This is a genomic window from Lysinibacillus sp. FJAT-14745, assembly GCF_001275675.1.
Classification (GTDB): domain Bacteria; phylum Bacillota; class Bacilli; order Bacillales_A; family Planococcaceae; genus Lysinibacillus.
The window spans coordinates 193,616-217,211 of record NZ_LITM01000002.1 but is presented as its reverse complement, the minus strand read 5'-3'; the positions used below and the strand labels follow the sequence as shown (position 1 = coordinate 217,211).

The 23,596-nt window shown below is 35.4% G+C and carries 28 protein-coding genes and 1 pseudogene; 21 read left to right on the top strand and 8 right to left on the bottom strand.

All coding sequences use genetic code 11. From position 1 onward, the window contains the following. Positions 1–225: 225 nt before the first annotated feature. Complete coding sequence (fabF, locus tag AMS59_RS02560; RefSeq protein ID WP_053482198.1) at positions 226–1,461, bottom strand: beta-ketoacyl-ACP synthase II; 1,236 nt, start codon at positions 1,459–1,461, stop codon at positions 226–228. A 122-nt stretch (positions 1,462–1,583) separates the two neighbouring features. Between fabF and AMS59_RS02555 the strand changes: the two genes are divergently transcribed. Continuing rightward, positions 1,584–2,429 (top strand): helix-turn-helix transcriptional regulator, encoded by an 846-nt coding sequence (locus AMS59_RS02555; RefSeq protein WP_053482197.1) that lies wholly within the window; start codon positions 1,584–1,586, stop codon positions 2,427–2,429. Positions 2,430–2,643: 214 nt separating this feature from the next. Continuing rightward, positions 2,644–3,591 (top strand): MBL fold metallo-hydrolase, encoded by a 948-nt coding sequence (locus tag AMS59_RS02550; RefSeq protein WP_053482196.1) that lies wholly within the window; start codon positions 2,644–2,646, stop codon positions 3,589–3,591. Between the two features lie 28 nt (positions 3,592–3,619). On the opposite strand, the gene AMS59_RS02545 is transcribed toward AMS59_RS02550, so the two are convergent. The 4 genes from AMS59_RS02545 to AMS59_RS02535 are packed head-to-tail and all read right to left on the bottom strand — an operon-like array spanning position 3,620 to position 4,931. After that, positions 3,620–3,949, bottom strand: coding sequence for a YrdB family protein (locus AMS59_RS02545; RefSeq protein ID WP_234007660.1), 330 nt, complete (start codon positions 3,947–3,949; stop codon positions 3,620–3,622). A 41-nt stretch (positions 3,950–3,990) separates the two neighbouring features. Continuing rightward, positions 3,991–4,122, bottom strand: a complete 132-nt coding sequence (locus tag AMS59_RS26605) for a hypothetical protein (protein WP_255349993.1) — start codon at positions 4,120–4,122, stop codon at positions 3,991–3,993. Positions 4,123–4,150: 28 nt separating this feature from the next. After that, entirely contained in the window at positions 4,151–4,504 is a 354-nt protein-coding gene (locus tag AMS59_RS02540) for a DUF4260 domain-containing protein (RefSeq protein ID WP_053482195.1), read from the bottom strand. Continuing rightward, on the bottom strand, positions 4,491–4,931 hold the full coding sequence (locus AMS59_RS02535) for a MerR family transcriptional regulator (protein WP_053482194.1): 441 nt from the start codon (positions 4,929–4,931) through the stop codon (positions 4,491–4,493). Before AMS59_RS02535 ends, AMS59_RS02540 begins: the two co-directional genes overlap by 14 nt. A gap of 125 nt (positions 4,932–5,056) precedes the next feature. Here AMS59_RS02535 and AMS59_RS02530 point away from each other — a divergent pair, with 125 nt between their 5' ends. The 7 genes from AMS59_RS02530 (at position 5,057) to AMS59_RS02500 (ending at position 12,165) form a co-directional block, all read left to right on the top strand. After that, positions 5,057–5,563 carry a sigma-70 family RNA polymerase sigma factor gene (locus AMS59_RS02530; protein WP_082337356.1) on the top strand — a complete coding sequence of 169 codons (507 nt, stop codon included), beginning with the start codon at positions 5,057–5,059 and terminating at the stop codon, positions 5,561–5,563. After that, complete coding sequence (locus AMS59_RS02525; protein ID WP_053482193.1) at positions 5,556–6,764, top strand: hypothetical protein; 1,209 nt, start codon at positions 5,556–5,558, stop codon at positions 6,762–6,764. Before AMS59_RS02530 ends, AMS59_RS02525 begins: the two co-directional genes overlap by 8 nt. A 280-nt stretch (positions 6,765–7,044) precedes the next feature. Next, a complete protein-coding gene (locus AMS59_RS02520) occupies positions 7,045–8,493 on the top strand; it encodes a tetratricopeptide repeat-containing diguanylate cyclase (protein ID WP_053482192.1) in 1,449 nt (482 codons plus the stop codon). A gap of 210 nt (positions 8,494–8,703) precedes the next feature. Continuing rightward, the gene (locus AMS59_RS02515; RefSeq protein ID WP_053482191.1) at positions 8,704–9,219 is read left to right on the top strand and encodes a sigma-70 family RNA polymerase sigma factor; all 516 of its coding nucleotides are present in this window, start codon (positions 8,704–8,706) and stop codon (positions 9,217–9,219) included. Continuing rightward, complete coding sequence (locus AMS59_RS02510) at positions 9,206–9,868, top strand: TIGR04104 family putative zinc finger protein (protein ID WP_053482190.1); 663 nt, start codon at positions 9,206–9,208, stop codon at positions 9,866–9,868. Before AMS59_RS02515 ends, AMS59_RS02510 begins: the two co-directional genes overlap by 14 nt. A gap of 148 nt (positions 9,869–10,016) precedes the next feature. Next, positions 10,017–10,574 carry a biotin transporter BioY gene (locus AMS59_RS02505; protein ID WP_053482189.1) on the top strand — a complete coding sequence of 186 codons (558 nt, stop codon included), beginning with the start codon at positions 10,017–10,019 and terminating at the stop codon, positions 10,572–10,574. Between the two features lie 13 nt (positions 10,575–10,587). Next, the gene (locus AMS59_RS02500) at positions 10,588–12,165 is read left to right on the top strand and encodes an amidohydrolase (RefSeq protein WP_053482188.1); all 1,578 of its coding nucleotides are present in this window, start codon (positions 10,588–10,590) and stop codon (positions 12,163–12,165) included. A 506-nt stretch (positions 12,166–12,671) separates the two neighbouring features. Here the strand turns inward: AMS59_RS02500 and AMS59_RS02495 are convergent. Continuing rightward, positions 12,672–12,887, bottom strand: coding sequence for a FeoB-associated Cys-rich membrane protein (locus tag AMS59_RS02495; protein WP_053482187.1), 216 nt, complete (start codon positions 12,885–12,887; stop codon positions 12,672–12,674). Positions 12,888–13,144: 257 nt separating this feature from the next. On the opposite strand from AMS59_RS02495, the gene AMS59_RS02490 reads away from it, so the two are divergent. The 5 genes from AMS59_RS02490 (at position 13,145) to AMS59_RS02475 (ending at position 17,530) form a co-directional block, all read left to right on the top strand. Then, on the top strand, positions 13,145–14,923 hold the full coding sequence (locus tag AMS59_RS02490; protein WP_053482186.1) for a glycerophosphoryl diester phosphodiesterase membrane domain-containing protein: 1,779 nt from the start codon (positions 13,145–13,147) through the stop codon (positions 14,921–14,923). Positions 14,924–14,977: 54 nt separating this feature from the next. After that, on the top strand, positions 14,978–15,262 hold the full coding sequence (locus AMS59_RS24755) for a hypothetical protein (RefSeq protein ID WP_156304534.1): 285 nt from the start codon (positions 14,978–14,980) through the stop codon (positions 15,260–15,262). A 112-nt stretch (positions 15,263–15,374) separates the two neighbouring features. Continuing rightward, complete coding sequence (locus AMS59_RS02485) at positions 15,375–16,307, top strand: stalk domain-containing protein (protein ID WP_053482185.1); 933 nt, start codon at positions 15,375–15,377, stop codon at positions 16,305–16,307. Between the two features lie 129 nt (positions 16,308–16,436). Next, positions 16,437–16,985 carry a cysteine hydrolase family protein gene (locus AMS59_RS02480; protein WP_053482184.1) on the top strand — a complete coding sequence of 183 codons (549 nt, stop codon included), beginning with the start codon at positions 16,437–16,439 and terminating at the stop codon, positions 16,983–16,985. Continuing rightward, positions 16,985–17,530, top strand: coding sequence for a GNAT family N-acetyltransferase (locus tag AMS59_RS02475; RefSeq protein WP_053482183.1), 546 nt, complete (start codon positions 16,985–16,987; stop codon positions 17,528–17,530). Before AMS59_RS02480 ends, AMS59_RS02475 begins: the two co-directional genes overlap by 1 nt. A 746-nt stretch (positions 17,531–18,276) precedes the next feature. On the opposite strand, the gene AMS59_RS26860 is transcribed toward AMS59_RS02475, so the two are convergent. Then, a complete protein-coding gene (locus AMS59_RS26860; RefSeq protein ID WP_369814306.1) occupies positions 18,277–18,360 on the bottom strand; it encodes an IS3 family transposase in 84 nt (27 codons plus the stop codon). Between the two features lie 124 nt (positions 18,361–18,484). On the opposite strand from AMS59_RS26860, the gene lepB reads away from it, so the two are divergent. The 5 genes and pseudogenes from lepB to AMS59_RS02455 all read left to right on the top strand — a co-directional run bounded on the left by lepB (position 18,485) and on the right by AMS59_RS02455 (position 21,100). After that, positions 18,485–19,063: a signal peptidase I gene (gene lepB, locus AMS59_RS02470; protein WP_053482182.1), complete on the top strand. Its 579-nt coding sequence runs from the start codon at positions 18,485–18,487 to the stop codon at positions 19,061–19,063. 225 nt (positions 19,064–19,288) lie between these two features. Next, a complete protein-coding gene (locus AMS59_RS02465) occupies positions 19,289–19,840 on the top strand; it encodes a DUF6773 family protein (protein ID WP_053482181.1) in 552 nt (183 codons plus the stop codon). After that, positions 19,806–20,000, top strand: coding sequence for a helix-turn-helix transcriptional regulator (locus AMS59_RS02460; RefSeq protein ID WP_053482180.1), 195 nt, complete (start codon positions 19,806–19,808; stop codon positions 19,998–20,000). Before AMS59_RS02465 ends, AMS59_RS02460 begins: the two co-directional genes overlap by 35 nt. A 513-nt stretch (positions 20,001–20,513) precedes the next feature. Beyond that, positions 20,514–20,594 (top strand): annotated as a pseudogene (locus tag AMS59_RS24000) (HAD hydrolase-like protein); the annotation flags it as partial. A gap of 14 nt (positions 20,595–20,608) precedes the next feature. Further along, on the top strand, positions 20,609–21,100 hold the full coding sequence (locus AMS59_RS02455; RefSeq protein WP_053482179.1) for an NUDIX domain-containing protein: 492 nt from the start codon (positions 20,609–20,611) through the stop codon (positions 21,098–21,100). Between the two features lie 118 nt (positions 21,101–21,218). On the opposite strand, the gene AMS59_RS02450 is transcribed toward AMS59_RS02455, so the two are convergent. Further along, entirely contained in the window at positions 21,219–21,812 is a 594-nt protein-coding gene (locus tag AMS59_RS02450; RefSeq protein ID WP_053482178.1) for a YdeI family protein, read from the bottom strand. A gap of 320 nt (positions 21,813–22,132) precedes the next feature. Between AMS59_RS02450 and AMS59_RS02445 the strand changes: the two genes are divergently transcribed. Both AMS59_RS02445 and AMS59_RS02440 read left to right on the top strand, forming a co-directional pair. Next, positions 22,133–22,870, top strand: coding sequence for a hypothetical protein (locus tag AMS59_RS02445; RefSeq protein WP_053482177.1), 738 nt, complete (start codon positions 22,133–22,135; stop codon positions 22,868–22,870). Positions 22,871–23,043: 173 nt separating this feature from the next. Beyond that, the gene (locus AMS59_RS02440; protein WP_053482176.1) at positions 23,044–23,379 is read left to right on the top strand and encodes a hypothetical protein; all 336 of its coding nucleotides are present in this window, start codon (positions 23,044–23,046) and stop codon (positions 23,377–23,379) included. Positions 23,380–23,596 lie beyond the last annotated feature (217 nt).

Here is a 23,596-nt window from a genome sequence, read left to right as displayed (position 1 = left end):
AAAAGAGTGGATTTTCTTTTTCTCTTGATTATGTACTAACAATAAAGTTATATACTATTGAAGTCTAAATAAGCATTAGTCCGCAAATGTGGGCGGATGCATTCAAAAGCTCATAGGAAAATCTAAGGGTACTCCGTTTTCTACTTGTTCAACAAACGGGCCATTGAACGGAATAAATCTAACCATTTCCTTAAGAAACGGTTAGATTTATTAGAGAAAGTTTATTCACTCGTATTTCTTTAATACAATAGCCGCATTATGACCTCCGAAACCGAATGAGTTAGACAGACCCGTATTTATATTCACTTGGCGAGCAATAGATGGTACATAATCGAGATCACATAATGGATCAGGATTTTCTAAGTTAATTGTAGGAGGAATTATACCTTCCTTTAAACTCATTGCTAAAGCAATTGCTTCAACTCCGCCTGCTGCCCCTAACATATGACCGAGCATAGATTTATTAGCTGTTACTGGAATCTGATAAGCTTGTTTACCAAACAGCTGCTTAATAGCCATCGTTTCGGAGATGTCTCCAACTTTTGTACTTGTTGCATGGGCACTAATAACATCAATTTCTTCAGGCGATAAATTTGCATTTTTTAAAGCTGATTTCATTGCAAGGTAGGCCCCTTTACCTTCCGGATGCGTAGCTACGATATGGTGTGCGTCTGAACTTGCTCCGTATCCAATGACTTCTGCATAAATCTTTGCCTCTCTACGTAAAGCATGAGATAAAGATTCTAGGATTAGAATTCCAGCTCCTTCTGACATGACAAATCCATCTCGATTTTCATCAAATGGACGACTAGCTTTAGTGGGATCATCGTTTCTTCTTGATAATGCTGTAGCATTACTAAAGCTTGCTATTGATAAGTCTGTTATAGCTGCCTCTGTTCCACCTGTGAACATAACGTCAACTTCTCCAGAACGAATTAGTCTAAAGGCCTCACCAATAGCTGTATTTCCAATTGCACAAGCAGAAACGGGCGATAAAGAAGGTCCCATTGCGTTCCACTTGATACTAATTTGAGCTGCAGCAGCATTAGAAATAATGGCAGGTATTAGGGTTGGGCTAACTCTTCTAGGCCCTTTCTGTCTAAGCGTATCAATATTTTCAATCAAGGTTTCAATTCCACCTATACCTGAACCTACATATACGCCTAACCGTTCTACATCTATATGATCAAGGTCTAACTTAGAATCTACCCAAGCTTGTTCAGCTGCAGCCAAAGCAAATTGAGCAAAACGATCCAAACGTTTAGCTTCACTCTTTCCTAAAACTTCATCCGCATCAAATCCTTGGACGATACCTGCAATTTTTGTCTTATGATTAGTAACATCAAATGTATCAATAGTGGATATACCAGATTCCCCATTAATCAAATTGTTCCAAAATGTTTGGATGTTGTTTCCTAAAGGAGACACTATCCCCATACCAGTAATCACAACTCTTTCCACTTTTTATACCTCCATATAAATGATTTACTTGTATTTTACATCTCTTTTATCCTATTACAAGTAATAGTTTATCCTGGTATAATTACTAATAGAATAAATTGATAAGATGGGGAGTTTTAAAAATGAATGATAATACTAGGCTTGAAGCTTTGTCGACATTCTTAAAAGCTAAACGTGCTCAAATCAAGCCAGAGACTGTTGGTTTACCTGCTGGAAACCGGAGAAGAACCCCTGGATTACGAAGAGAAGAAGTTGCACAATTAGCAGGTGTAAGTACCACTTGGTATACATGGCTAGAGCAAGGAAGAGATATAAAAGTTTCTTCAATCGTACTTGATTGTATTTCTACAGCTCTACAATTAAATAATGATGAAAGAGACTACTTATATGACCTGGCATTAGGGACAAAATCAGAAATTACAAATCAAAAAAATAATCAATCAGAGCTTAGCCCCTCTTTAAAGCGAATACTAACTGAATTAACATATTGTCCAACTATCATTACAGATCGACATTGCCATATAGTGGGCTGGAATCCGGCAGCTGCTCATGTTTTTTTAGATTTTGAACAAATATCGAATGATCAAAGAAATTTGATTCGTTTAGTGTTCACTAGAAAAGAATTCAAAGCATTGGCCGTCAATTGGGAGCATTTTGCGAAAGGTTTTCTTGCTATTTTCCGTACCTATTATGGACACTATTTAGGCGATGAATGGTACAACCAATTTATTAATGAAATGAGTCATTCACATTCAGAATTTCAGGATTTGTGGCAAGAAAGTCAAGTGAGCAAAGCTCCAGAAATGATAATTGAATTCAGACATGCTAAAGCAGGCAAAATGTTGTTTAATTTAACTTCTCTTCAGGTTCAAGGTGAGATGGATTTACGGTGCAGTGTTTATACACCAGTAGAGGAAACGGATACAGAAAATAAATTAAAGCGATTAATGAAAAGGGTGCAAAATTAATAAAGTATTTTCGTTATTCCATTATAAGGAGCGATTGTTGACAAGTAGTAAAAGGGTGATACATATTATTGTTAACTAATATATATCACCCATTTTTTTATGGCTTTTTACATTTAGCTCTTGATAATAAATTAAACAACTTTAATTTCACGAAACATTGATTTATCTTGAAGTATGAATGCTATAATATGTTAAAACTTTTAGGGGGCTATGAATGGAACAGGGGATTGTAGAAACAAAGTATTTTACTTTGCATACTTTATGTGACGGTGTGTTTGCTGCCATTGCTAAACCAGGTCAAGGTGCTTGGAGTAATGCAGGAATAATTGATTTAGGTGACGAGCTTCTAGTTTTTGATTCGCTAAGTACGCCTTCAGCGGGGGAAGCGTTAAGACGCCAAGCGGAAAGTTTAACGGGTAAGAAAGTAAAGTATTTGATTAACAGTCATTATCACGGGGATCACGTTTTTGGAAATCAAGTATTTTCAGATACAACGATTATTTCTACATATGGAACGGAGAAATTGTGCAAAGAAAAGAATAAGATTGAAGATTATGAGAAGGAAAAACAGGACATGAATCAGTACCTGCTTCAGCTAAAAAATCAAATCGATTCAACAGAGGACACCATTATAAAAGTGAGTTTAATCAACCAATATCAAGAAATGTCGAAGGTGTTAGATGACTTATCTCAATTACAAATTGTGTTACCATCCTTGTTATTTGAAGAAAAATTGACTATCACAGGTTCCGATAGAACTGTGGAATTATACTGTTTAGGCGGAGGACATTCACCGAGTGATACATTTATGTACCTACCTAAAGAAAAAATAGCTTTTATGGGTGATTTAGCGACAGAAGATTTACATGTACCGATCTATAATCCTGAAGAATTTTTGACGATATTAAAGCGAGTTATACAATTCGATATAAATATAATTGTACCTGGTCATGGTAATATTGCAGATTTGACTTTATGCGATACGTTAATTGATTATTTATCTTTCATGACTCAACGCGCAAAAGAGGCTCTTCAACGAAAGTTGTCACTGGAAGATTTTATTGCTGAATTTGGTATACCTAAAGAGTATAGGGAATGGAAGGGAGTAAACGGTATTAAAGCTAACCTTACAACGATCTATAAGTACCTTCAAAAAAGCTAAAAAATCCACTTCTAATAACGTGGATTTTTTAGCGTTGATGAAATACGGACAATAAAATCTGATTAATGATGAATAGTATGGCAAATATTGTCGCTAATTGTGTTCGTCTTGTAGCATACAGAGCTATGACGGCTAAAGAGAATATCACAAATTCAAGTATAAAATGCAAAGTCCCATTCAATGGATATGTTGCTTTAGGTGAACCAAACATACTCCAAATAACTACGAACAAAGCGGGTGCCCCAATGCCAAGTAAAAGCTTGAAGAGCATGCCTTTCCCAGCTTGTATACCCCAATATCCAAAAGCCAATATCACACAAATTTCTAATAGAAAACGAAGAACTAAATTCAACACCATAGTATCCCTCCGAAAATTGGTTTTGAAAGGGTAAAAATAACTTAAACAGAACTGCTGTTAAAAGAGCCCATCGCTGATAAAAGTGCAAGAATCGCTGATAAAACGCCAAACATCGCTGATAAAAGTGCAAGAATCGCTGATAAAACCTCAAACATCGCTGATAAAACGTTCAAAACCGCCGATAAGATCACAACTTCTAACTTAAGCTATTTGCTGTAAATGAGTTTTAGTAAAGGCTTCATCATATTTTAAACCGTAGCCTAGTGTACGGTCTAAAAAGATATGGGCAAGCCAAATAATAGAGGCCATTAGTAGCGAAGTCGATACAGTAACAAAGCTGATAATCAAGAGAATGACCGGAACAACTAAACTATGACCAATATTGTAAAAGAACGCGCCAACTTTAGTGTTTACAATGTAGCCTAACATGCTTATATCAGGTAGTAATAACAGCAATACAAAATATAGGAACGAAAATTCAAAATACCAGTAGAAAAATACACTTCCTAAAAATGCTAGTAAATATTCCAATGAAATAATTTTACGTAGTTTCATAATGACCACTTCCTTCTTGTAATTTGTTGTACATATCTTCAATCAGTGAACCGATGATCAATTTATTTTCCGCATATTTTCCTTCAGCTAATAATGTTTGAGTGAGCTGTAAGGATTGTAGTGCCTGCTGATAAAAAAATAACTGCTGCTCAATGTGGGTGATCTTTGTAGAGAATAGTTGTACTGTTTCTTGATTACATGAATCTGAAATGGGCTTTTGCTCGAGTGTAAGAAGCTGTTTGATTTCTTGTAATGTAAAGCCAACCTGTCTTAATACTAAAATAAATTTTATTGTATGTTCACAAGTGACATCATACACGCGATAGCCATTGTCCTGTTTATTTGGATGCAGTAATCCTTCTTTTTCATAGTAACGCACGGTATCAGTAGATAAATTATACTTAGCTGCAAACTGTTTGATATGCATGTGAGCACCTCCTAAATTTATCCTAACATTGGAGTGTGCTCCAAGGTCAATACAATAATTGAAATTTTTTGGAATTAAGTGAAACGGTCATTTATTGGCAGTCGTTTATAGTGTAATAGGGGGAGGTGGACGGCATACTTGAAAAAATTATGGATGAACATGCAGAGCATTTATTACGTCTGGCCTATTTTTACGTAAAAAATAGACACGCAGCAGAAGATATCGTGCAGGAGGTTTTTATAAAATTTTCTCAGCATGATTATGAGGAACGTGGACAGCTACGTGCTTATTTATCTCGGTTAACGATAAATAAAAGCAAGGATTATTTAAAAAGCTGGCATTATAAAAAATTAATTTTACAAGAAAAAATATTTCCGGTGAAGGCTAATATACAGCGCGATACACTGATTGAAGCGGAGGAAAGATCGCAAATCGGGGCGGCTATTTTAAAGCTTCCGCTAACATATAGAGAGCCAATCATTCTTTACTATTATGAAGAAATGAAGATTGCTGATATAGCACAAGTTCTAGGTATTGTAGAAAACACAGTGAAAACAAGGTTAAAAAGGGCGAGAGAAACCTTAAAGTCTCATTTAAAGCAAGAGGAATGGGAGGTGCTTGGACATGAATAAATGGCAAAAGGAAATGGTGAAAGTAGCAGGGGATATGGAAGAGAGTAAAGAGCGTGTCAAAAAAAGAGTCTTACAGCAACAGGCTGTCAAACCTAAAAAGCCCATTCGTTTCGCGCTTTTAACGGCAATTGTGACGTTTTGTTTAGTTGGATTTGTCATGGTACAACTACTGAATAAGGAGACGAAACAATCGGCAAACTTGTTTAACGATATACAGTTTACTCATTTTGAAAAAATCACACGCATCAATTGGAGCAAGCAAGACGAGGAATTTTATACAAAAGAAGCATATGAACGCTACAAGGAGGTAGTTGCCATTTATTATTACGCGAAGTCACTTGGTCTTCAATATTCTGAGGCTGAGCTAAAGGCTGTGGGAAATGAGCATTATGACGAGCTTGTTACGTTACAACAAGTACCTGAATATGCAAAGCTTTTTCAAGAAGAAGGAGTCGATAAATATTTTAAGACGTATTTGGAGCCGTTGTTACCAATGTATACAGCTAGAAAAAAGCTTGAAACCTTTTATTTAGAAAAATACCCCACTTTTCCAAAAGGTATCGTTCAACAAATAGCTGCTCAAGATGCTCTCCGTTATTTTGATAAACATTTTGCAGAGCAGGAAAAAACGTTTCAGGAGCAAAATGGCATCAAGAATTATAATAGTAGCTCACATGGAATTATGTATATGGGAACAGTCATAAAAGTAGAGGTAGAATCCAATGCTTTTCTATTTGTTGAAGGAGTTATTCCAAAGGACCTAGAAAACCTTTCTCAAGAGCAGATCATGAATAAGTACCCAAAAGCTACTTGGTATCCGGTTATGGATGATTTCAACGTTAAGCAAGGAGATTATGTTAGTTTAGAATCAAATAGTAGCCAGTCAATAGACGAAAATGGAATTGTCACAAACTACGGGGTATTAAACAATGTGGAAATTAGTGAACCAACAGTCACTACTAATCTCAACATCCAAAATGAACAAGAAGTTATGCAATTCTTTCGACAAACAGAGTGGCAGCCTGCTGAAGATATGGGGACCCCTCCAGATTATTCATTGATGATAGAAGGAGTTCGTTTCGATGTCTGGGTTAGTTACGGTCAATCACTATATGTGTATAAAGAGGGTTGTGGTATTGTACATCTTAGTCAAAAAAGATCAGAAGAGTTAAAGGCGATATTAGGTATTAAAGAATCTTAATAGCTTCCATTGACGACAGTCAGCAAGTCTCTTTAAAGCAGAGACTTGTTTTTTATTTGCCAGGGGCTTATAGTTTTTGTACTATTATAAATATTTTCCATATTAAAGGAGTCGTTTTTACAGGTATATCTAATATTTTTAGGAGAAAAGAATCACTTATTATTATTATGAGGTAAAATTTACTCATGAATTTAAAAATAAATGAGTCTGAGGAATTGTAATATTTTGCACATAAAGATAGTATTAAAGAAGTAGGGGTTAATATACGAGGAGGGGCGGTATGAACACACAGGAGTTTGAAGAATTATGGATTACGCTAAATGAATTGTATAATGCGAATCGCTTTATAGAATATATAGAAATAAGTAGTGCCGCAATTGAAAGTGCTATTGCGCTTGGTATGTATAAAAAAGCAATTCTATTATTACGCTATAGCTGTGCAAGCTATTTTCAAACAGGTGATTTGCAAGTTTCCATTAGTGTGCTTGAGCAATATCGTGAATTAACCTTTCAATATGGTGATGATATCGATTTAATCCATCATTATATTTTAGCGGCCATTTATTGGGGGACATTGGGCCATTTAAAGAAATCTGGAGAGTTTATGATTAAGGGGCTAAAGATTGCTGAGCGTATTCAACATATAGATAGTATGGGGAAAATTTATAATAATTTGAGCGACTTAGAAAACTCTTTAGGGAACTATCAAAAAGCGAAGGATTTTGCATTAAAGAGCTTATATTATGCTAATTTTTTTGAGACAAAGCATGACAATCCTTATACAGGGATAATTTATTCAAAAATAAACTTAGCTGTCGCACAAATTTGGTTGGAGGAATTTGATGAGGCAGATGAATTATTGCAAGAGCTGTTGGCGATGATTCAGAAACCACCTTATTCCAAGGTACAATTGGAGGTTATAAATGCCTATGCTTTACTTTGTGAAAAACAAGGACGCATTGGCGAGGCCATAGATTTGTACCAAAAGTCGAAGCACTATGCCTTACAAAATAATGATTTATCTATGCTTCAAACTATCTATAATTCTTTGGTGAAACTAATAGAAGAGCAAGGTAATAAAATTGTATTGTGCTCGATACAAAAGGAATATATTAATATTTTACTTGAAATACAAAGGGAAAATTATACTCATATGTTATTTGAGATGGAGTACAATGACCAGAAGAAACAATTAGAAAAAACCTCTTTCATTGATCCATTAACGAATGTATATAATCGACGCTATTTTGATGAGAATGCAGAGAAAATGGTAGAGAAAGCTTCTGCAGAAAATCAGCAATTAGCATTAATGATGATTGATTTAGATTATTTTAAAGAAATCAATGATACAAATGGTCATTTATTTGGTGATGATGCTTTAACGATTACGGCCACTAAATTAAAAGACTATTTTCAACCATTTGAGTCGATAGTTGCTCGTTTTGGCGGAGATGAGTTTATTGTTCTTTGTCAATTACAGGAAGGTGAATCTGTACAAATGATGGCGGAAAATCTCTATCAAACATTAAACTCTCTGTCTTTAACAATCAATGATGAGACCGTTCATTTGGAATTTAGTATTGGCTTAAGTACAAACAATCAAGGCCAGATTATCGCGGTCGCAGAGCTGATTCATAACGCGGACACAGCACTGTATACGTCCAAGCGCAATGGTCGTAACCAAATTACGTTATATAATCAATATAGTGATGTGGGAAATAGTAAATAAACAGGTCAGATGATGGTACTAGTGGATTATTAAATGAAAGCATTCTAATCAGCAACGAAATATTTTTTTCAATCATAAAGGATCTGCTTCATTTCAACGAATAGTCGTTGGAGTTTTGCAGATTCTTTTCTATTAAAAAATTTTATTGAAAAAATGAATCGGAAATGAAGTGGCATCCGTCAGTAGTTTAGAAAGAAGGTGGGACAACAAATGGATATCGAAAAAATTATTGCAGAGCACGGTGACTATTTACTGAAGGTTGCTTATTTATATGTGAAAAATGAAGCAACAGCTGAAGACATTGTGCAGGATGTGTTTATCGCCTTTTATCAAAAGCAGGAGCAATTTCGTCAAGAATCATCATTACGTACATATTTAGTGAAAATGACGGTCAATCGAAGCCATGATTATTTGCGTAGTTGGAAAAGTAAACGACTGACACTCTTTGAAAAAATAACAGGGCGTACGACAGCCGTCACGCCTGAAAAAGAATTTCTTGCTAAGTCCACAAAACGAGAGCTAGTAGAAGCTTTGTTTACATTATCCGTAGCCTATAGAGAAGTACTAATTCTCTACTATTTTGAGGATATGACGACAGTGGAAATTGCACAGCTCATATGTTGTCCAGAAGCAACAATACGTACAAGATTACAACGTGCGAGAAAGCAACTTGCAACAGCAATCGGTGATTATGATTGGGAGGTGTTACGCCATGAATCAATTTAAAGAAGATGTGTTAAATGAACTTCGGGATGTAAAGCTTACAGATGAAAAAAAACAAGCAATTGCTCAAAAAGCGCGTAGTAAAACTAAACAAAGAAGAAGTAGCCCGTGGCAATATCGTGTGGTGCTCGCAACGTTTACGATTTTTGTCATTGGTTTTAGTTATTTATTATCACACGATAAAAGTTCAGGAAGTCATCAAGCAGCTAGTTTACAGCAAGAAGCGGATACATGGCGTATATGGACATTTTTACAATACGATTTCGTAAAAGGTATATTGCTCTTTAGCTTTTTGGTGGGGATTGCTTTTATTGTTAAACGTGTGTTAATCAAGAAAGGATATGGCCTACCAGTGTGTATTGAGTGTGGGGAAACTTGGTCAGAGAAGCAAGCTCGAAAAATGTACCGAAAAAATGGGCAACTCGAATGTCCTTATTGTGGGAAAAAACAATATCGTACAAAGAAATCTGTGCAAATGGGTGGCATTTTAACGTTCCCGATTCCTCTTATGGCTTTAATGCATATGATTTTTGATAATATTACGATCGGGACCATTTTCTTTATAGCTGGTGTTTATATTTATTATCGTCTATTAGCACCATATGTGTTTGATTTACAAGAAGATGATCCTATCAACACTCCGCTTTGGTAATTTTGTGAAGGGGAATTGCTAGTTCACTATAGCAATTTCTTTTTTTATAGCAATATTTCAAAATAGATTGACAACGGTTTTTATTTGCTTTATCTTTGTGTTAACTTATTTACAACATGAGTTAACGTACAAAGGGAGGCAATTTAGTTTGAAAAAGAGTAGTACATATAATTATGTGTTAGCGGCATTTGGTGCAGCGATTATCGCAGTGTTAGCACAAGTGAGCATTCCATTACCATTTTCACCTGTACCGATTACAGGACAAACATTAGCAGTAGGCTTAATCGTAACGATTTTAGGGACAAGACTTGGTACGTTTTCAGTACTGATTTATATTTTACTTGGCGCAGTGGGTCTTCCTGTATTTAGTGGTATGTCGGGAGGATTTGCAATTTTGGTTGGCCCAACTGGTGGCTATATTGTTGGCTTCCTAGTTACGGCAATCATTATGGGCTATTACTTAGATAAATTTGGCATTACAATCTTCCACGCTATTATTGCTAACCTGATTGGGATGGTTGTAACATTAGCATTTGGAACGGTTTGGTTAAAAATTGTAGGAGACTTAAGTTGGACAGCAGCATTTATGGGCGGCGTGGCACCATTTATCATTGTCGGTATTCTAAAAGCTGTTCTAGCAGCATGGGTTGGCGTAATTGTTCGTCGACGTTTAGAAAGTGCACATTTAATAGAAGCGATTGCATAGGAGGAGAATTGTTTTGGCAACGTTATGGACAGGTGGAACAATTTACACGATGGCGCAAGTTGGCGAAACAGTTGAAGCAGTCCTTGTAGAAGATGGAAAAATTGTGGCGACAGGCTCAGTAGATAGCTTGTCGCCACATGCTACATCTATTCAAGATTTACAATGGAATGTGATGTACCCAGGCTTTGTTGATAGTCATTTACATATTATTGGCTATGGGGAAAAATTAAAGCATATTGATGTATCGAACGTCAAAAGTAAGGACGAGCTACTAGCAATTATTCGTGAACGGATGCTAGAAGTTCCCGCTGATGAGTGGGTGATTGCGATAGGGCTTAATGAGACACAATTTAAAGATCCTATTTTCCCAACATTAGCGGAACTTGATGCACTTGGTGAAGCACATTTAATCATTAAGCGCAGCTGCCATCATTTAATTTTGGCTAATTCCAAAGCGCTTGCATTTGCGGGAATAACAAAGGACACACCATCTCCAGAAGGTGGCGTCATTGATAAGGTGGATGGACAGCTAACAGGAGTTTTAAAAGATGCAGCATTGTATATAATTGTGAACCATATGCCTCATATTACGCCTGAGTATATTGAGGATGCTCTCGAAAAGGCGGTAATCTCCTTGCAATCATATGGCTTAGTAGGTGGTCATTCTGAGGATTTAAGCTATTATGGACCACCTCTTCAACCAATACATGCTTTTCGAAAGATCGTCGAGGCAAAGCAATCGTTTAAAGTTCATTTATTACAACACCACACGGTATTTGAAGAAGTTGCCAAGATGGAAGAAACATCTTCTCCGTATGTAGAGTTTGGTGCCATGAAGATTTTTGTCGATGGTGCCTTTGGAGGACGTACTGCAGCTCTTCGTGAACCGTATTGTGATGAACCAGGCAATTGCGGTATGCTTGTACACTCAACAGCACAATTAGAGGAATATGTCCGACTTGCACGTCAGCATGAACAAACAGTGGCAGTGCATGCAATTGGCGACTTAGCCATTGAAACAATTTTAAAAGTATTTGCCGCCTATCCACCTCGTGAAGGTCAATTAGATCGTGTTATTCATTGTAGCTTAGTCGATGAAGATATTTTAGAAAAACTTGCTGCGTTGCCTGTCGCAGTGGATATGCAACCGCAATTTGTGCAGGGAGAGTATGAGGCAGAACTAGCTAGGCTAGGGGAGGAACGAGCAAAAGGCTTGCACCCATTAAAATCGCTGCTAGATCGTGGATTAGTTGTTGCAGGTGGCAGTGATGCCCCGATTGAAGTGCCAAATCCCTTACATGGTATATATGCTGCAGTAACAAGACGGAATTTTGGGGAATCCCATAACGGCTACGGTCCAGCAGAGAAAATTTCACTCTTTGAGGCAGTACGACTCTATACTGTAGGAGCTGCACAAATAATCGCTCAAGACCATGTTCGAGGTAAGATTGAAAAAGGCTATACAGCTGACTTCACTGTTTTAGAAGAGGATCTTTTTACGATAGATATTGAAAACATTCCACAAGTAAAAGTCGCCTATACGGTTGTAGATGGCCGTATCGTTTATGAGAAGAGGCTGGGGCATAACTAATTTGTCCTTTATGAAAGACGGATAATTTTTAAATTAACAAAGAATATAAACAGAAAACCCGAATTATTACGAAACACAGAATGAGCGTTTCGTAATATAGTTCGGGTTTTTCATTGGCTAAAATCCTTTTGTCCCAGCCTCTTTAGCTAGTTAGCCGCTTGGGCCAGATGTGCGAAAGCATAGTGGTAGGACAGGTGTTTTTATGTCCCTTTTTTCATTCTCGCCATTAAGTATTTTGTGAGCAGCGTCGAAACTGTTGTGTTTTCTGTCTCTGGGTAAGGAAAGTTTAATAAAAGCTAGTTGGTTTCAGCTTGTCGACTCACCCTGATTAGGAACCGTTGATTTTTCACGGAGAGTGGCGACTCCCTCGGAAAGCGCCAATTCGGAGTGAAAATCAATCTTTGTTTATAGTCTTCATTGACATAATATTTTTATAAGAACATGAAAAACGCTGTAAAGAACAAACTTTACAGCGTTTTTTCATGTAACAATAATTTTTTAAGAAGCTAGCGTCTTTCTGATAAATCTTTCACTTGATGCTCTAGCATTTTCACTCGAGTTGTTAAATCATCTACTTTTTGCTGGAGAGTTTCCTGGGGAGGCACAGGAGCTGTAGATTTCATTTTTTTTATCATATTAATCATCACGAAAAACAGGGCCAGGAAAATTACAAGAAGTACGGATGTACTAATATCTTCAATGTTAAAAATTGTTTGTCTCATAATTACTACCCCCCTTAATTTGTATCGATTGTATTATTTACTGTGTTACATACAAAAAAGTTTCAAGAAAATCTTTATAGACACTAAAAATACAGAAATCTTATCATTTTTTCACGCATATTATATGGAACATATTGTATTTCAAGAGCGGAAAGTAATTTGAAATAAATGGCTAAATATATCCCATAGGAAGAGCTTATAAAAATCGCAAAGATGCTTAAGATAGGGGATACGATAGGTATGACTGGGGTGAGTAAATGCACAAACAGGGACAAGTAATGCGACAAGCTGTCTACAATATTTATATGTATCGCATTGATTATTTACAGGTTTTCGCACTGATTAAGTTATTTCAGTTTATATTAATTGTGCCTATGACGGCTATCGTATTTAAGCTAATGCTGCGAGTAACGGGCTACACACATATTACGGAGCAAAATATTCAAAGCTTTATGGTGCATCCCTTTGTCATCTCGATGATCATTCTTTTGATCATGCTCATGTTGCTATTTATTTATTATGAAATGGGCTTTCTTTTTTTAATGGCCTATTATCAACAAAGGGGAATTCGCTATCGATATCTACACATATGGCAGCAGCTCAATCGTAAGGTTATTTCTTTTTTTAGTATTCAAGTTATATTTTTCATTATTTATATTGCCCTTTTATTGCCATTAACTTCATTTATATTTCCACTAACATTAACTCAAGCCATGTCTATCCCGCATTTTTTAATAGATGAAATATTGAGCAGTCGTTCGGGTCGTTTACTTTATGCTGTTGTAGTAATTGTTTTAGTAATCGTGGGGATACGTAGCATTTTGGCTTTGCCGATTTTTACAATCCAGCCCAAAATATCAATACTACGTTCATTAATACAGAGCTGGCGTTTTTCAATGCGGGGCTTGTTAGAACTACTTGGATTATTCGCTATGATTGTTACGGTTCATTTACTTGTGATGCTTGGAATTACGATTATAAGCACCTTGCCATTATATATTTTGGAACGTTTGATACCGAGTACAGCACTTGTCACAGCAGGAATTACGCTTGCTTTTTTAGAAATGGTCTTCGTCGTGTTATTTAGTTTATTGCAAGCAATGTTTTCACAAGTAATGGTGGCTGTTACTGTTACCTATAATACATCTGTGTTAGGCAAGTCAAGGTTTACACCGAAATTTAAGAAACGTCGCTATAAGCCATTGTCCTTCATCGTTGTGGTTGTTTTCATCGTATTAAGTGTGATGAATAGTATTTCGTTAGAGAAAAGTGTCTATGCACCGGACACCAAAATTATTGCTCATCGTGGCTACACGACCGGTAATGTGGAAAATACGATCAGTGGCCTTGTCAGTGCAGCAAGTACAGGTGCAGATCTAATTGAGATCGATATTCAGCAAACAGTAGATGGACAATTCGTTGTATTTCATGATCAAACATTAAGAAGACTAACTGGTAAAAATGGTGTTATCGCCAATATGACGCTCGGGGAATTAAAGACATTAACGATTCATGCTAATGGCTTTAATGACAAAATTTCATCTTTAGATGATTTTATTGAAGTAGCAAAAACGCTAAATGTTTCCTTACTAATTGAATTGAAAGTTCATGGTAAAGAAACGGAAGATATATTGCCCAAGTTAGTAGAAAAACTAAAGGCTTATAAGGTGCTCGATACGTTCTATGTGCAATCATCAGATCCACAAATGATGACACAGTTAAAAAAATTGGCGCCGAACTTACGTGTTGGGATTGTCTATGCTTTAAATATCGGGCCTATGGATGAAACAGTTGATTTTATTTCACTTGAGGAAGCATGGGTAACAGATCAACTAATTGCAGAGGTGAAGCAACAAAAGATTGATTTATTTGTCTGGACATTGAATAAAGACCGATCATTACAAGAATTCATTCGGAAAAATGTCAATGGAGTCATTACTGATCTCCCAGATATAGCTTTGGATATACGAAAAAAGCAAAATGAGCGTGAATACTTTTTACAGCGTATACTAAATCTACTGCAATTCATGTTTTAATTTGATGTAATTTAATGTAATTACCCACGCGAAGCAGGGAAATACCCGCGGAAGATGGACGAATACCCGCGCGAAGCAGGGAAATACCCGCGGAAGGTGAGCGAATACCCGCGCGAGGCAGGAAAATACCTGCGGAAGGTGAGCGAATACCCGCGCGAGGCAGGAAAATACCCGCGGAAGATGAACGAATACCCGCGCGAAGCAGGAAAATACCCGCGGAAGATGAGTGAATACCCGCGCGAAGCAGGGGAATACCCGCGGAAGATGAACGAATACCCGCGAACCGAACAAAATACACATCCAAATAGTATGAGTGACAGCCGTGATTCTTTATTGTAAAAAGAATCACGGCTTTTTTAGGGGAATGATAAAAATGTTGGAAATGTTGTAACCTTTTTCTTTTATAACCGACTACTACAGTGAATTCGTGAAATGAAGGAGATGCTTTTTTATGAAAATGACGAAAGTCGTACCATTTGCCATGTCAGCATTATTAATCGGGGGCGCTATAGTAGCTCCAACTGCATCAGCGAACGAAGGGAAAGCGGTTGTGACGAACGCTAAAGATAATAATGAGCAAAATCCACAAGTTCAACCTATTTTTATTAAAATAGCTGGAACAATTGAGAGTGTTGAAAAACGTGAGGATTCAACATATTACACTGTTAAAGAGGACAAAAATACAAATGTTTTTGTCGTAAATAACGATACGCTAGTTTTCGATAATACTGGTAAAGAAGTTAAACTACAAAAAGGTGATAAAGTAACGGCTTACACGTATGCAAATAAACCAATGCTAACGATTTATCCACCACAATATAACCCAGAAGTAATTATTGTTGAAACAAAAGAAATGGGAATTGTTGAAGTTGACTTTTTCAATAAAGAATTAGTGAATACTGATAACACATTAAAACTAAATGTTGGTAAAGAAACGGAATTACTTAGCCTGTCTGGTAAAAAAGTAAAGGCTGAGGATTTAGCAGAACAACATTTACTAGTGTTCTATACAATTGCAACAATGAGCATCCCAGCACAAACACCACCTTCAAAAGTTGTCGTTTTAGATACGATCGCACAAGAGCCAGGTGAAGTAGATCCATCTAAAGCTGCTGTACAAGAAATTATAAATAAAGACTTTTATGAGGTTGAAGGTACTAAAATGGTACCACTACGTTTAATTGCCGAAGAGTTAGGCTATAAAGTAGAATCAACAGGAAAAGGCGCTATTATTTCTAAAGGCGCATTATCATATACAATTACACGTGGTCAAAAAGAATATGGCTATAATAAAGCACTTCGTTATTTTAAAGTAGCACCAGCTTTATTAGAACCAAAAAAAACATATGTACCAGTTGAATTTGTTGAGGAATTAATGAAATAAAATATTGTTTACCCCCTTCATGGCATCGTGCTATGGAGGGTTATCTTTTTTTATCATAATTCTCTTTAAATGGAAAATAGATTTTTGTACAATAAGAGAATCAAAGTCAGATTCTTAAAGGAGAACTATATGAAGCAGGCATTAATTATAGTGGATATGCAGGAAGCATTCTTTTTGGATAGTGAAAACTACTTATTTGATTATGAAAAAGTATTAGAAAATATTAATATGTTAATAACTTGGGCACGGCACAGCGAAGTTCCGATTATTTTTATTCAGCATACGGATTCAAATAAAGACGACGATTTTGCGTTTGGCAAGCCTGGCTGGGATCTATATCATGGGCTTCTACGTCAACCAGAGGATAAAGTGATTCAAAAAACAACGTGGGATGCATTTTTCCAAACGGAATTAGCGCAATACTTACAGGAACAACAAATTGAACAGCTTATTTTCGCGGGTGCTCAAACAGAATTTTGTCTTGATACGACCATTCGTAATGCTTACAGCCATGGATACCATCACAATATTTTAGTTGAAGGTGCACATACCACACTAGATAGTCATGTATTAAATGCACAGCAAATAATAAAGCACCACGAGTCCGTTTGGCACAATCGATTCGTGAACATTCAGCCATGTACTTTTTTCAAAATAAGTAAAAAGGGGTTTCAATAATGCTCATAAACAGCCAAGAATTTAATGTAAACGAACTTCATTATACAATTAGATCTGCCAATATAGAAGATGCTCAAGCATTATCAGATCTGAGGCTACAACTTGATGGAGAAACGGAAAACTTCGATAGAGAACAAGGGGAAGGCTTTATCGATGCGACAGGATTTGAAAAGATCATTAAGGAAGACACAGAAAGTCCAAGGAATTTGTGTTTAGTAGCAGTGGTCGATAATCGAATCGTCGGATTTTCTAGATGTGAGGGGTCTCCATTAAAAAGATTTGCTCATAAAGTAGAATTTGGTGTAGGTGTATTAAAGGCGTTTTGGCGCTATGGAATAGGGAAGAATTTTTTAAAAGCATCAGTGGAGTGGGCTGACGCTAATGACATTAAAAAAATGGCCTTGCATGTTGTAGAGACAAATGACAAAGCAATTTTGCTCTATAAAAAGCTTGGCTTTGAAGTAGAAGGTGTCTTAAAAAATGATAAACTCCTGTCAGATGGCAACTATTATAATACGATTGTCATGGGAAGAATTAAAGGATAATTCTAAAAAAGGTTCTTAGCTATAAAACAACCCATATTTGGTGATGAACAAAACAAATAACATTACATAATATAAAATATGAAATATTATTAAAAAGGATGATGTCTAACATGTCATTGATGATAATATGAGTATTTCTATAACTGGTTCCCTTCCTAGCGGAGAAATACAAGACGGCTTGGAAGATGTTGTTTGGGACATTGATCGTTGGGAAAATGACGGCGGTAGGAGTCTTGGCACGAAGCCGAATTCGTGATTAAGCACGCTGTATTAAGAGATAGATAATACGCCGAGAAATATGCTTATCGTAAATAAATTATTCTATTGCCTTCTACAATCAATTGTGGAGGGTTTTTTAGCTTGCTTATTCAGTTCACCTTCAGTTATAAATTAATAAATTTGTAAGGATTGAGTAAGAAAAAAGAGAAAGTCGATTCGTACAATGAAAGTACGAAATGAAAGGGACTGATCTAAATGATATTAATTAGAGGAACCGATCTGAAGGCTAAAAATCTTACTGAAGAAGATAGGCCATTTCTTAAACAAAGTTACGTGATATCTGTGCTCAGAGTTGGAAAACGAAAGGATTTAAATTAACTAGTATCGCTACACTTCCTAATGAAGTTGGAATATCAACGGAAACTTTTTGCAAGCTATATAAATCAAAAGAAGAGCTGTTTTTAGAGGTACTGTCAATGATTCAAAATCAATTGAAAGAACAATGGTACTCTATGATACAGACTAACTCAGGTAATGACAGCGGTTTGAGCCCTGAACTTTAAGGGACTTAGGCCGTTTAATCGTTTCTGATAGCGATGGTGATTAAAAATTTTCTTGATCTTTGTTTATAGTGACTTTCCAAAAAAATATAATATTTAATTATTTGGGGTTTGAAATTGAAACTATTTTAAATATACGACGTATTAAATAAGAGAAATAGTAGGAGGTGAAATTTTGGAGGAAAAAATACAGGGAAAACAAAAAAATGAGTTTGTTGAATGGATAAAGGCAATTGTATTCGCTTTATTGGTGGCATTTTTAATCAAGCATTTTTTATTTACTCCAGTACTTGTAAAAGGTGAATCTATGATGCCGACATTGGAAGACAAAGACCGTGTTATGCTTAACATAATCGGTCCGAAATTTAAAGCGATTGATCGATTTGACATTGTTGTTGTTAAAATGAATGAAGAAGAAAATTATATTAAACGTATAATTGGTCTGCCAGGAGATAAAATCGAGTATAAGGATGATCAATTATACATAAACGGTGAAAAGTACAGTGAACCTTATTTAGATCAGTACAAGAAGGAATTAACAGATTCTGGGACACTTACTTATGATTTTACGTTAGAACAAGACTTAGGTGAAACTACCGTACCTGAAGGGCATTACTTTGTATTAGGTGATAATCGTCGCATAAGTAAAGATAGTAGATTTCCTGAGGTAGGGTTCATTCCGAAAGAAAAAATAATGGGTACAACAAGTATCATCTGTTGGCCAATCGATCATATTAACTTCAGAGTTAACTGATAGATTGAAGTTTAAAAATTTGATAAAGATAATAAACATGACCACTCCACGATGAGTGGTTTTTTTCATTTTGTCATTTGTTAAATCAACATCTATGGAAACAGACTAGTAAAGGGTATCATTTTATTAATGAAAGATATAATTAACTTAATGCAATGTATACATTGCAAAAAGACAAATATTTTGTATAATTAAAATTATAAAATAAGGGGAGGTAAAATATTTATGTTTTGGAAAAGTAAAAAAGTCGACGAAAGAGTTAAAAATCAGCAAAATAAAATTTATAAAGAGATTTTTTTCTTTGTCATGTTAATATGTTTAATATCGATCCTAATAAAATTCATAACAGAGGGAGTGTCCTCACAAAATGTATTAACAGAGCGGTTGATTTTAATATTCTCAGCTGTTTACTATTGTGGCAGAGCAGCCTATCTCGGCATATTTACTGATGAAGTAGAGATTCACGATAGTGCAAGTAAATTTAAATTAAGTACTAAATTTATTATTTTCGGTGTGGCTATTGGAATGGTTATTGCAATTATTATGGGTGTTAACAGTGCATTCAACTATGCAGAAAGCACTCCACAAGCAATATATTTTTTCTTTATGGTATTTTTTGTATCACTGTTCATGTATTCATCATTTATTGCCGGAATTTTAATCTTATTTTATGGGCTTGCTAAAAAGAAAAGTGATCGAGTTATTCAAAGAATGTTAGAAGATGAAGATAGTGGTGATCAGTATGAAAAACATACGTTTAAAAATGGCTCGAATTGAACATGATTTATCACAAGGTGAATTGGCTGAAAAAGTGGGGGTCACTAGACAAACAATCGGTTTAATTGAATTAGGTAAATATAACCCGACTTTGAATTTATGTATTGCTATATGTAAAACGTTAAATAAAACCTTAGATGAATTGTTCTGGGAAGAGTAAAATTTAGGGGGTTAAAAAGCTGGAAAAGATTAAGTGATATCCGAGAATTGGCAGAACAGAAGTATAATCGTTTTATTATTTTATCAGGCGTGTTGATTAGGAAAAAATAAGTTTATTATTGAGCGATAAAAGGATTTTTTCGTTACCAATTTGCCAATATATTTCCATTTTAACTGATTGTAGCGTAGGGCTACTCGACTCCCGCGGGAAAGCGAGACAGACGAGACCCTGCACGGAGCGAAGCGGAGGAAGCGGCTCGACGCTCGCCCGCAGGAAAGCGAGTAGCCCGTAGCGGAAATCAGCCTCTTTGGATGTATAAAAATGGTTAATCAACACACCTGTTATTTTATTGAAGAGGCTATTGACTAAACAGATAGTCTCTTTTATTTTGCTGGTCTGACTCAATATTTGAAGCATTCGTATGGAGATATCTGACTTTAAACTTTTCCTGTAGTCTATATATTGATAAATTAACCTTCATTTGATAATGTTGGAAATGGAGGGGTGGATGGTATGAAAGCTATTATTTTTGACTTCGATGGAACTTTGGCAAATACTTTACCAATTTGTTATTATACCTTTCAGAATGTTTTCAAAGTGCTGAGATAATGAAAGAATACACTGGATTAGAACTGGAGAAAATAAAGGATTTATTTACTAATGAAACGGGTTATCAAACACCTAAAATAGATGTTCGAGGAGTAGTATTTAATAACAATAAAATACTACTGGTAAAAGAAAAAATTGATGATAGATGGTCTTTGCCGGGTGGTTTCTGTGATATAGATTTGTCGCCTAGTGAAAACATTGTAAAAGAAATTAAAGAAGAGGCGGGATACGATGTAGTTCCTACGAAATTGCTTGCTGTATTGGATATGAATAAGCATCCTCATCCACCTCAACCATATCATTATTATAAATTGTTTATTCAATGTGAGGTTATTGGTGGGCATGCAAGAAATGGTTTGGAGACAAAAGGAGTAAACTTTTATCATGAAGATCATTTACTGAAGCTTTCTTTAGGGAGAAATACAGATCCTCAGATCAAAATGCTTTTTGAATTTTTAAGAAATCCTAATAAAGATACAATATTTGATTAACAGTTATGAAGAATAGAAGCAGTCTAAGGACATTGAGCGCTGTTCCCTTGTAATGATAAAAGTCCAATTTCTTAATTTTGAAATTGGACTTTATATTTAAAGGCGTGACTCCATAAACTTAATCATTTAATCCTTTTCCATCGAGAATTTGCTGCGTGCATTTTTCAATTCTAGACACGCGCGTTTTGGATTGTTTAGGTTGAGAAAAATGTAAAATATATGCTCTTTGTCGTCCTGGCGTCAATTCTTCAAAGGCAGTTTTCAAAGTAGGCATTTCATCGAATTTATTGTGAAGTTCTTCAGGAATTATATATTCCTTATGCTCTTTCATTGGCACTTCTAAACCTGCTTTTTCAACTTCAATGGCCTCATAAATATAGTCTTTTATGATCGATTCCATTCCAACTATTTCTTGAACGCTAGTGAAACGTATTTGACGCGCCGCCTGTACATTTTCAGTCTGTTGAATTAGAATCCCATGTACATCCTTTAACAAGGCACCTTTGTGAAAAAGAAGCGCACAATAATCTTTAAATCCATGTATTAACACGATGTTCTTGTTCTCAAGCGTGTAACAAGGATGCATCCATTTAAATTCTTCAGTCAGTTCACAGTCAAGTACAATATTTCTCAACGCCGAATATTCTTCTTGCCACTTTTTAGCTTTACTTAAAAATTCATCAACTTTCGGATTCATTTTACTATTTGTCATTAAAGAACACCTCACTACAATTTATTAATTTGCTGATGTCAATTTCTCTAATCGTTTTATAATAAAACATTAATTAGTGTTATGTCTAGCTAAAAATAGGGAACTAATACCGCAAATCCACAAAGAATAGCGATGAGTTTTATCTTGCTAGTAGAACGATGAATTGTGGAGGACAGTAATTACAATATAGTAAAGAGAAACTGACAATGGAGAATATATTGAGATTTTAATCATTATATCATTGCTGGTAGAATATTAGATTATTGGTATATAATACTAGTGGATAATGTTTTCAAAATAAGTTAAGTAGGGAGAGAATAATGAAAAAATTATTTATTGTGTTACTAACAGCATTCGTATTTGCAGTAGTAAATCCAACAAAATCAGAGGCTATCGTAAGGTATGATGGAGCAGATGTATATAAAGACCAAACAGGAAAAATGACCTTTACAAAAGACATCAAGGTATACAAGAAAAATGAAGATGGTACATTTGATTCGCTAGTGGTGAAGCGAAATAATTACTTTAAAACGTACGATATTGAAAAATATGATGGCAAAACATTTTATCAAATGGGGCAATATCGGGTACAAGCAACCAATCTGGTAGTTTTTAAAGAAGTTCCAATGAAAATTCGCGCATCCTTCTATCCAAATCCAACTTATATAAACATTAATCGTGATAGCGGAGGATATGGGAAAATGTTCACCGAATGGCGTGATTCATCAATAACTGATATGAATGGTAATCAAACGTTGAAATATTGCAAGAGCGATGGGGAAGGGCTAAAGTGTGAAAAGTCTTATCCTGGTTCAGATATGAAAGTAGCTGATACAAAATTTAGAAAAACAGGTGTACGTTATGAGGTAACAGAAGATACCGATGCGAAATCCTATCCATTAATAGATTCTAAAACTGAAAAAGTCATGCAAAAAGGAAGCATTGTTTATTCAGTGAGTGATTCAATTAATGCTTATCTATGTGTAAAGGAAAACTTGGAAGCAAATGACGATCAATGTATTTGGCTTCCCGTAGGTATTTTAAAGCCAATCTATTAAAGTCAGTTGAAGATAAGTGATAGATTATGAATTATATATTGCTCTCTTATTAATTTGATAAGGGGGCAATTTTTTATGGATGGTTGACATGTGAATAGGATGTTTGTCGATATATTGGAAGGGGATTCTTTTCCTTTTATCGAATTAAAGTAGATGAAAAAAGGAGAGGTTTTATGCAAAGCGACCAGCTTAAACAGAGAATAATAAGAGAATCTGAATTTATTTCATATTTGAAAGAACTAATTAGCGAGAATAGATTTGACGATGGTGAAGCGTTAGAAATATCGTTGCTTGTCATAAAAAATGGACCTGAAAGTTTATCGGATAAACAATGGTATGTCTTTTTAGAGAATGGTATTTTACGTGATAAGTATGTAGATAAATGCGAAAGATGTTCTGAACATATTCCTTGGTCAAATATGAACAGTGCTATATTTATAAATAAAGATTATCTTTGTGCTAACTGTAGTTATTTTGAAAATAAAGTTACCTTCCACAATTATCTGTGAAGGGTTATCTAATGGACCTAGAAATGCACTGTGTCAAACAGTGCTATTTTTTATAATGGACCAACAAAAAAGATTGAAGCAATTAGCCCCAATCTCTATCACGCATTCCTATAAACATGCCCACCAAATCGTTTTTAATTAGCCCCACTAAGCCCCAGAAACATGCAGTAATATACGTTGAGATATTAATGTTTTGAAGGTGCTGTGTGATTAACTT

Coding starts and splice junctions, on each gene's coding strand:
- AMS59_RS02555 (WP_053482197.1), top strand. CDS start 1,584: ATGAATGATAATACTAGGCTTGAAGCTTTGTCGACATTCTTAAAAGCT.
- AMS59_RS02550 (WP_053482196.1), top strand. CDS start 2,644: ATGGAACAGGGGATTGTAGAAACAAAGTATTTTACTTTGCATACTTTA.
- AMS59_RS02545 (WP_234007660.1), bottom strand. CDS start 3,949: ATGGTGTTGAATTTAGTTCTTCGTTTTCTATTAGAAATTTGTGTGATA.
- AMS59_RS02540 (WP_053482195.1), bottom strand. CDS start 4,504: ATGAAACTACGTAAAATTATTTCATTGGAATATTTACTAGCATTTTTA.
- AMS59_RS02535 (WP_053482194.1), bottom strand. CDS start 4,931: ATGCATATCAAACAGTTTGCAGCTAAGTATAATTTATCTACTGATACC.
- AMS59_RS02525 (WP_053482193.1), top strand. CDS start 5,556: ATGAATAAATGGCAAAAGGAAATGGTGAAAGTAGCAGGGGATATGGAA.
- AMS59_RS02520 (WP_053482192.1), top strand. CDS start 7,045: ATGAACACACAGGAGTTTGAAGAATTATGGATTACGCTAAATGAATTG.
- AMS59_RS02515 (WP_053482191.1), top strand. CDS start 8,704: ATGGATATCGAAAAAATTATTGCAGAGCACGGTGACTATTTACTGAAG.
- AMS59_RS02510 (WP_053482190.1), top strand. CDS start 9,206: ATGAATCAATTTAAAGAAGATGTGTTAAATGAACTTCGGGATGTAAAG.
- AMS59_RS02495 (WP_053482187.1), bottom strand. CDS start 12,887: ATGAGACAAACAATTTTTAACATTGAAGATATTAGTACATCCGTACTT.
- AMS59_RS02490 (WP_053482186.1), top strand. CDS start 13,145: ATGCACAAACAGGGACAAGTAATGCGACAAGCTGTCTACAATATTTAT.
- AMS59_RS24755 (WP_156304534.1), top strand. CDS start 14,978: ATGGACGAATACCCGCGCGAAGCAGGGAAATACCCGCGGAAGGTGAGC.
- AMS59_RS02485 (WP_053482185.1), top strand. CDS start 15,375: ATGAAAATGACGAAAGTCGTACCATTTGCCATGTCAGCATTATTAATC.
- AMS59_RS02480 (WP_053482184.1), top strand. CDS start 16,437: ATGAAGCAGGCATTAATTATAGTGGATATGCAGGAAGCATTCTTTTTG.
- AMS59_RS02475 (WP_053482183.1), top strand. CDS start 16,985: ATGCTCATAAACAGCCAAGAATTTAATGTAAACGAACTTCATTATACA.
- AMS59_RS02465 (WP_053482181.1), top strand. CDS start 19,289: ATGTTTTGGAAAAGTAAAAAAGTCGACGAAAGAGTTAAAAATCAGCAA.
- AMS59_RS02460 (WP_053482180.1), top strand. CDS start 19,806: ATGAAAAACATACGTTTAAAAATGGCTCGAATTGAACATGATTTATCA.
- AMS59_RS02455 (WP_053482179.1), top strand. CDS start 20,609: ATGAAAGAATACACTGGATTAGAACTGGAGAAAATAAAGGATTTATTT.
- AMS59_RS02450 (WP_053482178.1), bottom strand. CDS start 21,812: ATGACAAATAGTAAAATGAATCCGAAAGTTGATGAATTTTTAAGTAAA.
- AMS59_RS02445 (WP_053482177.1), top strand. CDS start 22,133: ATGAAAAAATTATTTATTGTGTTACTAACAGCATTCGTATTTGCAGTA.
- AMS59_RS02440 (WP_053482176.1), top strand. CDS start 23,044: ATGCAAAGCGACCAGCTTAAACAGAGAATAATAAGAGAATCTGAATTT.